Here is a 12,979-nt window from a genome sequence, read left to right as displayed (position 1 = left end):
CTGGCACGAAACTTGCATGATATAGTGGGCGGATGTTTGCTAAGAAAGGTGGGTACTATGAAGCTGAAACAATTATTGCAAAAAGCGGCGGAGCTAGACAATAAAACGGTCGCCGTCGCACATGCAGAAGATGACGAAGTGCTGCAAGCAGTCAAACTTGCGGTCGACAAACAATTTGCCCGGTTCTTGTTGATTGGGCACAGAGAAAAGATCAGGCATATGATGACAGAACAGAACATTTCAAAACGGCACGTGGATATCATTCATTCGGAATCGCCGGCGGATTCGGCGAGAATTGCCGTTCAAGCTGTCAAAAGCGGAAATGCTGATGTTCTCATGAAGGGGAATGTCCCGACAGCCGTGCTATTAAAAGCCGTTTTGAATAAAGAGTACGGGCTCCGTTCCTCGCATGTACTGTCACATGTAGCAGCTTTTGAAGTCAGCGGGTTTGAGAGGCTGATTTATGTAACAGATGCGGCAATGAATATCAGCCCCAAGCTTGATGAGCTGAAACAAATTTTAGAAAACGCAGTCGGCGTGGCGAGAGCGGTCGGCGTGCAAATGCCGAAAGCCGCTTGCCTCGCCGCGGTGGAAACGGTGAATCCCGCAATGGAAGCGACATTAAATGCAGCTGCCTTGACGCAGATGAATCATCGGGGCCAAATCAAAAATTGCATCGTTGACGGGCCTCTTGCGTTGGATAACGCGATCTCACCGCTTGCCGCCCGGCATAAAAACATTTCTGGAATCGTTGCGGGCGAGGCTGACATCCTGCTTGTTCCTTCAATTGAAACAGGCAATGTCCTTTACAAATCATTGATTCATTTTGCGGGTGCGAAAGTGGGAGCCATTTTGGCAGGGGCAAAAGCGCCCATCGCCTTGACAAGCAGGGCCGATTCCGCAGAAAACAAGCTGTATTCGATTGCTTTGGCGCTGTGTACGTCTGAAGCACGACAAGAGGAGGAATAAAAAATGGAACTATTTCGATATATGGAACAGTATGACTATGAGCAATTGGTATTTTGCCAAGATAAACAGTCCGGATTAAAAGCGATCATCGCGATTCATGATACGACGCTCGGGCCGGCTCTCGGCGGCACGAGAATGTGGACATATGAAAGTGAAGAAGCCGCAATTGAAGATGCGCTGCGCCTTGCGCGGGGAATGACCTATAAAAACGCGGCGGCCGGACTGAACCTCGGAGGAGGCAAAACCGTTATTATCGGCGATCCGCGCAAAGATAAAAACGAAGAAATGTTCCGCGCTTTCGGCCGTTACATTCAAGGGCTGAACGGCAGATACATCACCGCGGAAGACGTCGGTACAACCGTTGAAGATATGGACATCATTCATGACGAAACTGATTTTGTTACAGGCATTTCGCCTGCTTTCGGTTCATCTGGCAATCCTTCCCCGGTAACGGCTTACGGGGTATATAAAGGGATGAAGGCTGCGGCAAAAGAGGCCTTCGGGACAGATTCGCTTGAAGGAAAAACCGTTGCTGTCCAAGGGGTCGGAAACGTGGCATACAATCTGTGCCGTCATCTCCACGAAGAAGGCGCGAAACTGATCGTGACCGACATCAATAAAGAAGCGGTCGAACGCGCAGTCGCCGAATTCGGCGCCCGTGCCGTCGATCCGGATGATATTTATTCACAGGAGTGCGATATATATGCACCGTGTGCTCTGGGAGCGACAATCAACGATGATACGATTCCGCAGCTGAAAGCCAAAGTGATTGCCGGGGCAGCCAACAATCAGCTGAAAGAAACGCGCCACGGGGATCAAATCCACGACATGGGTATCGTTTATGCCCCTGATTATGTCATCAATGCCGGCGGCGTCATCAATGTCGCTGACGAGCTTTACGGCTATAATTCAGAGCGCGCGTTGAAAAAAGTCGAAGGCATCTACGGAAATATTGAACGCGTCCTTGAAATTTCAAAACGCGACCGCATTCCGACATACTTGGCCGCAGACCGCCTGGCGGAAGAGCGTATTGAGCGCATGCGCCAATCGAGAAGTCAATTTTTGCAAAACGGCCATCACATTTTAAGCAGGCGTTAAGATCATAACCCCTATTCGCTATTGGAGGTTTTATATCAATGCAGGTACAGGAAAAACGTATTCTCGTCATCAATCCGGGATCAACATCTACAAAGATCGGCGTTTTTCATGATGACCGTTCGATTTTCGAAAAATCAATCCGTCATGACGAGGCTGAGTTACAGCAATACCAAACCATTATTGATCAATATTCGTTCAGAAAACAGGCGATACTCGAAACCCTGCATGAACAGGGAATCAATATTTCTAAATTGGATGCCGTTTGCGCCCGGGGAGGGCTGCTCAGACCGATTGAAGGCGGCACTTACGAAGTCAACGATGCGATGATCACCGATTTGAAGAACGGATATGCGGGGCAGCATGCATCAAATCTCGGGGGTATCATCGCCAGGGAGATTGCCGACGGATTAAATATTCCCGCTTTTATCGTCGACCCCGTTGTTGTGGATGAAATGGCCCCTATCGCAAAAATTTCCGGCACGCCGGCCATTGAAAGGCGCAGTATTTTTCACGCGCTCAACCAAAAAGCTGTCGCGAGGAAAGCGGCCTGGCAGTTTGGAAAGCGGTATGAAGATATGAAAATGATCATCACCCACATGGGAGGCGGCATTACGACCGGCGTTCATTGCCACGGTCGGGTGATCGATGTCAACAACGGCCTCCACGGAGAAGGTCCGCTCAGTCCGGAGCGGGCCGGAACCATTCCTGCGGGTGATCTGATCGAAATGGCCTTCTCCGGCAAGTATACGAAAGGCGAGCTGATGAAAATGCTAGTCGGCGGCGGAGGCCTCGCCGGCTATCTCGGCACGACGGATGCGGTTAAAGTTGAGAAAATGATCAAGGAAGGCGATCAAAAGGCTGCGCTCATCTATGAAGCGATGGCTTATCAAATCGCCAAAGAAATCGGGGCGGCCAGCGCCGTCTTAAAAGGCGAAGTCGATGTCATTATTTTGACAGGCGGACTGGCGTACGGAAAATCGTTTGTTACCTCGATCAGACAATACATAGACTGGATTTCGGATGTCGTCGTCTTTCCGGGAGAAAATGAGCTTCAAGCATTGGCTGAAGGTGCATTTCGCGTATTAAACGGCGAAGAAGAGGCGAAACAGTATCCGAACCAGAGGAGGGAAAGTCATGGCAACTGAATACGATATCGTGATTCTTGGAGGGGGCACAGGCGGCTATGTGGCTGCCATCAGAGCTTCGCAGCTGGGGCTGAAAACAGCCGTCGTTGAAAAGCGGAAACTCGGCGGCACGTGCCTTCATAAAGGCTGCATCCCGTCGAAAGCGCTCCTAAGAAGCGCGGAAGTTTACAGGACAGCAAAAAAGGCGGACGAATTCGGAGTGGTCATTTCTGAAGTCGGCCTGCGGTTTTCTCAAGTTCAAAGCAGAAAACAAAAAATAATTGACCAGCTGCACAACGGTGTCAAACACTTGATGAAAAAAGGAAAGATTGATGTTTACGAAGGAATCGGACGGATTCTCGGGCCGTCGATTTTTTCCCCGATGCCGGGGACGGTTTCCGTTGAGATGGCAAACGGGGATGAGAATGAGATGCTCATACCGAAAAACGTCATCATCGCCACAGGCTCAAGGCCCAGGTCGCTGCCGGGGCTTGAGCTTGACGGGGAAAACGTGCTGTCATCCGACGAAGCGCTTGAACTTGAGCAGCTTCCGGCTTCCATGCTGATTGTCGGAGGAGGTGTCATCGGAATCGAGTGGGCTTCCATGCTGTGCGATTTCGGTGTTGACGTGACCGTCATTGAGTATGCAGACCGGATTTTGCCGACTGAAGATGCCGATATTTCTAAAGAAATGCAGACGCAGCTGGCGAAAAAAGGCATCACCATCATCACGGGAGCGAAAGTGCTGCCCGACACATTGGCGAAAGGCGATACGGTCAGCATTCAAGCGGAAAAAGACGGAGAAAAACAGACCTATTCCGCTGAGAAAATGCTCGTATCTGTCGGAAGGCAGGCAAATGTTGAAGGGATCGGTCTGGAAAACACAGATATCCAAGTGGAAAACGGCTTTATCGCGACAAACAGCATGTACCAGACAAAAGAATCCCACATCTATGCGATCGGAGATGTGATCGGCGGCCTTCAGCTTGCACATGCTGCTTCCCATGAAGGGATTACGGCTGTTGAGCACATTGCTGGCGAGAATCCGCACGACATCGACTATTCGCTTGTCTCAAAATGCATCTATTCAAGTCCTGAAGCCGCATCGGTCGGCTTGACAGAGGATGAGGCGAAGGCACAGGGCAAAAGCGTCAAAGTAGGCAAATTTCCGTTTCAGGCGATTGGCAAAGCGCTCGTGTACGGTGAGACGGACGGCTTTGTCAAAATCGTCGCCGATCGCGAATCAGATGATATTTTGGGCGTTCACATGATCGGCCCGCATGTGACAGACATGATATCTGAAGCCGGTCTGGCAAAGGTGCTTGACGCCACCCCGTGGGAAGTCGGACAAACGATCCATCCGCATCCGACGCTGTCGGAGGCGATCGGAGAAGCCGCCCTTGCCGTAGATGGAAAAGCGATTCATTTTTAGAAAGCATGAAGGAGTGAAAAAAATGGGCAATAACCGTCATGAAGCAGTTGGATTAACAGATGAACAAGCAATCGACATGTACAAAACCATGCTTTTAGCCAGAAAACTTGATGAGCGGATGTGGCTCTTAAACCGTTCAGGCAAAATTCCTTTTGTCATCTCTTGTCAAGGACAGGAAGCCGCCCAGGTCGGAGCGGCATTTGCATTAGACCGTGAGAACGATTATGTGCTTCCATATTACAGAGATATGGGCGTTGTCCTTGCTTTTGGCATGACGGCAAAAGATTTAATGCTGTCGGCGTTTGCAAAAGCCGAGGATCCGAATTCGGGAGGAAAGCAGATGCCGAGCCACTTCGGTCAAAAGAAAAACCGGATCGTCACGGGCTCTTCGCCAGTGACAACGCAAGTTCCGCACGCGGTGGGTGTAGCGCTTGCCGGAAGGCTTGAAAAGAAAGACATCGCGACTTTTGTGACGTTCGGCGAAGGCTCTTCAAACCAGGGGGACTTCCATGAAGGGGCGAACTTTGCCGCCGTTCATAAGCTTCCCGTCATTTTCATGTGTGAAAACAATAAATACGCCATTTCGGTTCCTTACGAAAAGCAGGTGGCTTGTGAAAACATTTCCGACCGCGCCGTCGGTTACGGCATGCCCGGCGTGACCGTTGACGGAAATGATCCGCTTGAAGTCTACAAAGCGGTTAAAGAAGCAAGGGAACGTGCCGGAAGAGGCGAAGGTCCGACATTAATCGAAACGATATCATACCGGCTGACCCCGCACTCCAGCGATGATGATGATCGAAGCTACAGAGAGCGCGAAGAGGTGGCGGAGGCGAAGAAAAATGATCCGCTTAACAAATTCGCGCATTACTTAAAAGAAACAGGGCTTCTGGACGACCAGTCTGAGAAGCAAATGTCGGATGAGATCACAACCATCGTCAATGAAGCAACAGATTATGCTGAACATGCACCTTATGCAGATCCGGAAGATGCGCTGCGGCATGTTTATGCGGAGTAAGGGGGAAGAACAATGCCAGTTATGTCATATATAGATGCTGTCACTTTGGCTTTGAAAGAAGAAATGGAAAAGGATTCCCGCGTCTTTGTTTTAGGGGAGGATGTCGGCAAAAAAGGCGGTGTGTTCAAGGCAACAGCCGGTCTTTACGACCAGTTCGGCGAAGAGCGGGTGATGGATACGCCTTTGGCGGAATCCGCAATTGCCGGCGTCGGAATCGGGGCTGCCATGTACGGGATGAGACCGGTCGCCGAAATGCAGTTTGCAGATTTTATCATGCCGGCTGTCAACCAGATTATTTCAGAAGCGGCAAAAATCCGCTACCGCTCCAACAATGACTGGAATTGTCCGATCGTCATCCGCGCACCTTACGGCGGAGGCGTGCACGGCGCGCTGTACCATTCTCAGTCAGTTGAAGCCGTATTTGCCAACCAGCCCGGGTTGAAAATCGTCATGCCTTCGACACCTTATGATGTCAAAGGGCTTTTGAAAGCGGCCATCCGCGATGACGACCCTGTCCTGTTCTTCGAGCATAAACGTGCGTACCGGCTGATCAAGGGCGAAGTGCCGAGTGACGACTATGTGCTGCCGATCGGAAAGGCGGATGTGAAGCGGGAAGGCGAAGACATCACCGTCATCACATACGGATTGTGCGTCCATTTCGCCCTTCAGGCTGCCGAGCGGCTTGCCAAAGACGGGATTTCCGCACATATCCTTGATTTAAGAACAGTATATCCGCTCGATCAGGAAGCGATTATTGAAGCGGCTTCCAAAACGGGCAAAGTGCTTCTGATGACCGAGGATACGAAGGAAGGCAGCATTATGAGTGAAGTAGCCGCGATCATTTCAGAGCATTGCCTGTTCGATTTGGATGCGCCGATTAAGCGGTTGGCGGGCCCTGACGTCCCGGCAATGCCGTATGCTCCTACAATGGAAAAATTCTTTATGGTCAATCCGGATAAAGCAGAAGCAGCAATGAGAGAATTGGCCGAGTTTTAATATAGCGAAGGAGGACATATCGTATGGCAGTGGAACAAATGACAATGCCGCAGCTCGGGGAGAGCGTGACGGAGGGAACCATCAGCAAATGGCTTGTCAGCGTCGGAGATCACGTCAACAAATACGATCCGATTGCTGAAGTGATGACGGATAAGGTCAATGCTGAAGTCCCTTCATCGTTCACGGGAACGATTACCGAGCTTGTCGGGAAAGAAGGCGAAACTCTGCAAGTCGGAGACGTCATCTGCAAAGTCGAAACAAACGAAGAAGCGAAACCGGAGGCTGAGGCTGTTTCCAATCTGGATCAAGCGGAAGCGGAGCCGGCCAAACCGGAGGAAAAAGATACATCTCAGAAAAAACGTTATTCCCCGGCGGTGCTGAGACTTGCCGGTGAGCACAACATTGATTTGGAGCAGGTGGAAGGTACCGGTGCCGGCGGACGGATCACCAGAAAAGACATCCAGCGCATCATTGCTTCCGGAGCTGCTCCTCAAGCTGATGCGGCGCCGGAAAAACAGCCGGATACAAATGCCGCGGGAGCGAGTGAGCCCGTCCAAAAGCCGGCGCAAGCCGCCCCTCAAGCTGCACCGCCTCAAAGTGCGGCTGGAGACGTCGAGATTCCTGTGACCGGAATCCGTCATGCGATTGCGACCAATATGGTCAGAAGCAAGCATGAAATCCCTCATGCCTGGACGATGATGGAAGTGGATGTTACAAGTCTTGTGAGCTACCGCAACAAAATAAAGGACGAATTTAAGAAGAAAGAGGGCTTCAGCCTGACCTTTTTCGCGTTCTTTGTCAAAGCGGTCGCACAGGCACTGAAGGAATTCCCGCAAATGAACAGCATGTGGGCCGGAGATAAAATCATTCAGAAAAAAGACATCAACATCTCAATTGCAGTAGCGACTGACGATGCGCTGTACGTTCCTGTCATCAAGCATGCCGATGAAAAAACGATTAAAGGCATCGCGAGAGAAATCTCCGAACTGGCTCATAAGGTCAGAAGCGGCAAGCTGACGAGCGGGGATATGAGCGGAGGTACGTTCACGGTCAACAATACCGGTTCGTTCGGGTCGGTTCAGTCAATGGGGATCATCAACCATCCGCAGGCGGCCATCCTGCAGGTTGAATCGATCGTCAAGCGTCCCGTCGTCATGGAGCATGGCATGATCGCGGTCAGAGATATGGTGAACCTGTGCTTATCCCTCGACCACAGAGTGCTTGACGGCCTCGTTTGCGGCAGATTCCTTGCCCGTGTGAAAGAGATTTTGGAACAAATCGATGATCATACTTCCATTTATTAAAAAAGAAGAGCTGGCCCGTTAAGGGTCAGCTCTTTTCTTTTTCTAAGGGGGCGAGCATGCGGAGATGTCCGTTTAGCACCTCGATTGAAGCCGGCGTTTTTGTGCAGATTTCGCCGTCTGTATCGGCTTCCATTGGGAGGGCGGTTTCAACTTCAACGGTTTGCCCCTGATAATAGGAGAGCTCGCCTGCAAAGGAATCCCATTCGGGATCATCCATTGCAAAAAGTTCTTTCAATGCAGCCAGATTCGTATTCCGGCAGACGAGGATGTCCGCTTTTCCGTCGTTAATGCTCAGCTGCGGAAGGGGGATCTTGTTTGTTCCGATAAATGGTCCGTTCAGCACGACCACCATGACCGCTTCGTCAGTAAACTCTTCTCCGTCGATCGACAGGCGGAAAGAGAAAGGCTCAAGATTGGAGATGGTCCGCAGTGCGCTTGTAAAATAACTGATTCTCCCGAGCAGCGCTTTTTCCGTTTGATTGATATGGGTGGAAGCTTCCGTAATCAATCCGATGCCCCAGAAGTTGAGACAATAATGATCATTTGCTTTTAACACATCGACCGGGACAGGTTTTCCATTGACGAGCGCTTCCGCCGCTTTTTCAATGTTCTGGGGAATGCGGAGCGCCCTCGAAAAGTCGTTGCATGTGCCGCCCGGGAGAATGCCGATATCTGGCTTCGTTTGAAGCTGGCTGATGCCGTTAATGCATTCGTGCACCGTTCCGTCACCGCCTAATATAAACAATTGCCCGATATCCTCCCCGATCTTTCGGCAAAATTCGAATGCATCACGTTTCTTTCTCGTCGGTTTTACGATGAGTTCGTCTATAGCCTGTGAAAGAACAGGCACGGCAGCACCCAGTGTTTTTTCAACATTTTTTTGTCCTGCATTTCCGTTGTAAATCAGCATTGCTTTCTTTCGGTTCATAAAGGTGCTCCTTTATTTGATAGAGTCTTTACTTATTTTTCCCCGGGCTGCCCGTGCCATAAACCTGAAGGAACACGAATCGCCTGATTTGCGGTTCGGACGGTTTCAAAGTATCATTAGAACAGATGAGCAAACAGCGCCTTTAGCATCATGCTAAAGGCGGCTAAAAAGGAGAGATCTTAAAGTGAACATGGATTTTAATCTGTTTATGAATGATGTCGTGCGCCAAGCCAGACAGGAAATAACGGCTGCCGGCTACACCGAATTGAAAACGCCTGAAGAGGTCGATGGAGCGCTCACGAAAAAAGGGACTACGCTTGTGATGGTCAACTCCGTCTGCGGCTGTGCAGGGGGAATTGCAAGGCCAGCCGCACATCATGCGGTTCATTACGATAAGCGCCCGGATCATCTCGTCACCGTTTTTGCCGGACAAGACAAAGAAGCGACGGCTCGAGCAAGGGAATATTTTGAAGGATATCCGCCCTCTTCTCCGTCATTCGCTCTTTTAAAAGACGGCAAGATTTTAAAAATGGTCGAACGCCATGAAATTGAAGGCTATGAGCCGATGGCTGTCATCACTAAGCTACAAGGATTGTTTGAAGAATACTGTGAAGAAGTATAAGGTAAAGGAAATACCGCCTGCCAAAACAGTGGCAGGCTTTTTTTGTGTATAAAAATTCTTTTTATATGCAATCAGAAAGATAAAAACACAGGCTTTCAATTGGTATTTAAATGCTTGTTTGAAGGTTTTTCAGTTATTTTTCAAAATGGTATTGCATCTGGCCTAGAAAATGTTTAAAATACATATCAACGAATAAATATTCAAAAAAGGTTCAGGGGGATACACAACATGAAAAAATGGATGTTACTGGTAGTGGCAGCATGTGTCACATTTGCATTGACTGCATGCGGGACGAGCAGCAGTTCTGCTGATAAAAAAACATTGGTGATGGGAACTTCAGCCGATTACCCGCCTTTTGAATCGAAAGACGGAGATAAGATTGTCGGTTTTGATGTTGATCTGGCCAATGCACTGGCTAAAAAAACGGGCCATGAAATCGAAGTGAAAGACATGGACTTCAACGGCCTGGTGACCGCTCTTAAAACAAACAAAGTCGACATCGTGCTTTCAGGAATGACGCCGACGCCTAAACGCAAAAAGCAGGTCGATTTTTCAAACGTCTATTATACGGCTCACAACATGATCGTTACAAAAAAATCAAGCGGCATCAAATCGCTTGACGATTTGAAAGGAAAAACGGTCGGCGTGCAGCTTGGCTCCATTCAGGAAGAAAAAGCGAAGGAGCTTACGCCGGATTATAATTTAAAAGTTGAAAACCGCAACCGCATTTCGGATTTAACCGAAGAAATCAAAGCGGGCCGCTTTGACGCAGCAATCATAGAGGATATCGTTGCCGAAAAATATATTAATAAAAATGAAGAACTGGTTGGCTACAATCTGCCGAAAGAACCGGATGAAAAAGCCGGCTCCGCGATCGCCTTCAAAAAGGGAAGCGATTTGACCGAGAAGTTCAACAAAGCGCTTGAAGAAATGGAGAAAAGCGGAGAACTTGAAAAGCTGAAAGAAAAATGGTTCGGCGGAGAAACGAAAAAGTAAGCGTGAAAAGTTCAACTTTTTGTTGAACTTTTTTTTCTAAAGCGATGTGCGCCTCTTTGATGATGAGGCGGGAGAGGGAGAGTCACATGAATTTTCTTGATTTTTCTAGTACAATACCCGAGATGCCTTTCATTTTGGAAGGCTTGGGCGTCACCTTAAAAGTGGTCGCGGCTGCGGCCGTGCTTGGATTTTTGCTGGGGGTTTTGATTACGCTTTTAAAAATCAGTTCGATCAAGCCCCTCGCATGGATTGCCGATTTTTACACTTCCATATTCCGGGGGACACCGCTTGTTCTGCAGCTGATGATCGTCTATTACGGGCTGCCTCAGGTGCTGGGCTTCGATATTGATGCTTACTGGGCGGCCGTCATCGCATTCGGCTTAAATTCCGCCGCTTATGTGTCAGAAATCATCAGAGCCGGAATCAATGCGATCGACAAAGGGCAAAAAGAAGCGGCGATGGCGCTGGGCGTCCCGTATGCAAAGATGATGAAGGATCTCTTGCTGCCGCAGGCCTTTAAAAATATCATGCCAGCGCTGATCAACGAATCGATTACACTGACAAAGGAATCGGCTGTTGTCACCGTCATCGGACTCGGCGATATTATGAGACGAAGCTATCAGGCGGGAGCGGCGATCTACAGCCCGCTTGAGCCGATGCTGTTTGCGGGTCTCATCTACTATGTGCTCGTTTTGATCCTGACGTTTGTCGGCAAAGCGATTGAAAGGAAGCTGAATGTCAATGATTAATGTTCGCAATCTCTCAAAATCTTTCGGAAAGCACGAGGTGCTTAAACATATTTCCGTTTCCTTTGAAAAAGGCGAAGTAGCCGCTGTCATCGGTCCGTCAGGCTCAGGCAAGTCCACGTTTCTGCGTTGCTTAAACATGCTCGAAAAGCCGACGGAGGGCAGCATTTTCATTCAGGATCAAGAGATTACAAGACCGAAAACAAATGTGCTGAAAATCAGAGAGAACATCGGCATGGTCTTTCAGCATTTTCATTTGTTTCCGCATAAAACGGTTCTTGAAAATATTACGTATGCACCTGTCCATGTCAAAAAAGAAAGCAAACAGGCAGCAGCGAAAAAAGCGGAAGAACTGCTTGAGAAAGTGGGGCTTATCGATAAAAAAGATGATTATCCGAACCGTTTATCAGGGGGGCAAAAGCAGCGCGTTGCGATTGCGAGGGCGCTGGCGATGAATCCGGACATCATGCTGTTTGACGAGCCGACATCGGCCCTTGATCCTGAGATGGTCAAAGAAGTGCTTCAGGTGATGCAGGATTTGGCGAAAACCGGGATGACGATGGTGATCGTGACGCACGAAATGGGCTTTGCCAAAGAAGTCGCCGACAGGGTGCTTTTCATGGATGAAGGAACCATTGTCGAAGACGATGATCCTAAAGCGTTTTTTTCTTCTCCAAAATCGAAAAGAGCTCAAGACTTTTTAGAGAAAATACTATAAAATAAGCTGAAGAAGATGCTGATCTTCTTCTTTTTATTCACTAAGACTAGCAGAAAAGATTGGGGTTAACGATGTTTAAAATAGGTTATCGCACATTGAAAACAGCGCTTGGCACAGCATTGGCCATCTATATCGCACAGCTGCTCGGCCTTCATAATTTTGTGTCGACAGGGATCATCACGATCCTCTGTATTCAAGTGACGAAAAAGCGGTCCCTTCAGGCATCATGGGCCCGGTTTGCGGCATGCATTCTTGCGATCGTTTTTTCATACGCGTTTTTTGAACTGATCGGCTATCATCCGGCTGTCATCGGTCTGATGCTGCTGTTCTTTATTCCGACAACCGTTCTTCTGAAAATAAAAGAAGGAATCGTCACAAGTTCGGTCATCATTCTTCATCTTTATATGTCAGAAGGGATCACCCTTTCTCTCATTTGGAATGAATGCCTCATCATCATTACGGGAATCGGCGTTGCCCTGCTGATGAATTTGTACATGCCGAGCCTCGATAAAGAGCTCAAACAGTATCAGCAGAAAATCGAAGATAACTTTGCCAAGATTTTTGAAGAAATCGAACGGTATTTGCTGACCGGGGAACAGGACTGGACGGGAAAAGAGATTCCTGAGACGCACCGTTTGATCAATGAAGCGAAGACCCTGGCATACCGTGATGTGGAAAATCACTTTCTCAGGCACGAAAATCTCTATTATCACTACTTTAAAATGAGAGAAAAGCAGTTTGAAATTATCGAAAGGGTCCTGCCGAAAATCACGTCGATTTCGATGACGGTTGAACAGGGGCATATGATCGCAGCGTTTCTTCATGATTTAAGAGGAGCCATCCATCCCGGCAATACGGCTCATAAGTTTTTGAAGCGGCTCGTGAAAATGAGAGAGGAAATTGATGAGATGGAGCTGCCGACGACACGCGAAGAATTTGAAGCGCGCGCTGCTCTTTTCAATTTTCTCGGCGAAATGGAACAGTATCTTGTGATTAAGAGCTACTTTAAAGGAATTAAATCTCCTGCATAA

13 protein-coding genes are annotated in these 12,979 nt (G+C 48.8%); 12 read left to right on the top strand and 1 reads right to left on the bottom strand.

Annotated elements, in window-relative coordinates; genetic code table 11:
* Positions 1-57 precede the first annotated feature (57 nt).
* The 7 genes from yqiS to CP943_RS13390 are packed head-to-tail and all read left to right on the top strand — an operon-like array spanning position 58 to position 7,938.
* Positions 58-969 (top strand): phosphate butyryltransferase, encoded by a 912-nt coding sequence (yqiS, locus tag CP943_RS13420; protein WP_023855157.1) that lies wholly within the window; start codon positions 58-60, stop codon positions 967-969.
* A 3-nt stretch (positions 970-972) separates the two neighbouring features.
* A complete protein-coding gene (gene bcd / locus CP943_RS13415) occupies positions 973-2,067 on the top strand; it encodes a branched-chain amino acid dehydrogenase (RefSeq protein WP_020452118.1) in 1,095 nt (364 codons plus the stop codon).
* A 38-nt stretch (positions 2,068-2,105) separates the two neighbouring features.
* Complete coding sequence (gene buk / locus CP943_RS13410; RefSeq protein WP_023855156.1) at positions 2,106-3,212, top strand: butyrate kinase; 1,107 nt, start codon at positions 2,106-2,108, stop codon at positions 3,210-3,212.
* Positions 3,202-4,623, top strand: coding sequence for a dihydrolipoyl dehydrogenase (lpdA, locus tag CP943_RS13405; RefSeq protein WP_105981071.1), 1,422 nt, complete (start codon positions 3,202-3,204; stop codon positions 4,621-4,623). Before buk ends, lpdA begins: the two co-directional genes overlap by 11 nt.
* Positions 4,624-4,645: 22 nt before the next feature.
* Entirely contained in the window at positions 4,646-5,638 is a 993-nt protein-coding gene (locus tag CP943_RS13400; protein WP_020452115.1) for a thiamine pyrophosphate-dependent dehydrogenase E1 component subunit alpha, read from the top strand.
* Positions 5,639-5,650: 12 nt separating this feature from the next.
* Positions 5,651-6,634, top strand: a complete 984-nt coding sequence (locus CP943_RS13395) for an alpha-ketoacid dehydrogenase subunit beta (RefSeq protein WP_026579328.1) — start codon at positions 5,651-5,653, stop codon at positions 6,632-6,634.
* A 23-nt stretch (positions 6,635-6,657) separates the two neighbouring features.
* Positions 6,658-7,938 (top strand): dihydrolipoamide acetyltransferase family protein, encoded by a 1,281-nt coding sequence (locus tag CP943_RS13390; protein ID WP_025811177.1) that lies wholly within the window; start codon positions 6,658-6,660, stop codon positions 7,936-7,938.
* 25 nt (positions 7,939-7,963) lie between these two features.
* On the opposite strand, the gene CP943_RS13385 is transcribed toward CP943_RS13390, so the two are convergent.
* Entirely contained in the window at positions 7,964-8,866 is a 903-nt protein-coding gene (locus CP943_RS13385; RefSeq protein ID WP_020452112.1) for a YegS/Rv2252/BmrU family lipid kinase, read from the bottom strand.
* Positions 8,867-9,050: 184 nt separating this feature from the next.
* Between CP943_RS13385 and CP943_RS13380 the strand changes: the two genes are divergently transcribed.
* The 5 genes from CP943_RS13380 to CP943_RS13360 all read left to right on the top strand — a co-directional run bounded on the left by CP943_RS13380 (position 9,051) and on the right by CP943_RS13360 (position 12,979).
* Positions 9,051-9,488, top strand: a complete 438-nt coding sequence (locus CP943_RS13380; RefSeq protein ID WP_025811179.1) for a BrxA/BrxB family bacilliredoxin — start codon at positions 9,051-9,053, stop codon at positions 9,486-9,488.
* Between the two features lie 228 nt (positions 9,489-9,716).
* Positions 9,717-10,484: an arginine ABC transporter substrate-binding protein ArtP gene (locus tag CP943_RS13375; protein ID WP_023855152.1), complete on the top strand. Its 768-nt coding sequence runs from the start codon at positions 9,717-9,719 to the stop codon at positions 10,482-10,484.
* Between the two features lie 86 nt (positions 10,485-10,570).
* On the top strand, positions 10,571-11,233 hold the full coding sequence (locus tag CP943_RS13370) for an arginine ABC transporter permease ArtQ (protein ID WP_020452110.1): 663 nt from the start codon (positions 10,571-10,573) through the stop codon (positions 11,231-11,233).
* Complete coding sequence (locus CP943_RS13365; RefSeq protein WP_041817247.1) at positions 11,226-11,948, top strand: arginine ABC transporter ATP-binding protein ArtM; 723 nt, start codon at positions 11,226-11,228, stop codon at positions 11,946-11,948. Before CP943_RS13370 ends, CP943_RS13365 begins: the two co-directional genes overlap by 8 nt.
* Before the next feature lie 71 nt (positions 11,949-12,019).
* Positions 12,020-12,979, top strand: coding sequence for an aromatic acid exporter family protein (locus CP943_RS13360; protein WP_020452108.1), 960 nt, complete (start codon positions 12,020-12,022; stop codon positions 12,977-12,979).

This window comes from Bacillus paralicheniformis (assembly GCF_002993925.1).
GTDB lineage: Bacteria > Bacillota > Bacilli > Bacillales > Bacillaceae > Bacillus > Bacillus paralicheniformis.
The sequence above is the reverse complement of the archived record's forward strand: the minus strand, read 5'-3'. Positions and strand labels throughout refer to the sequence as shown.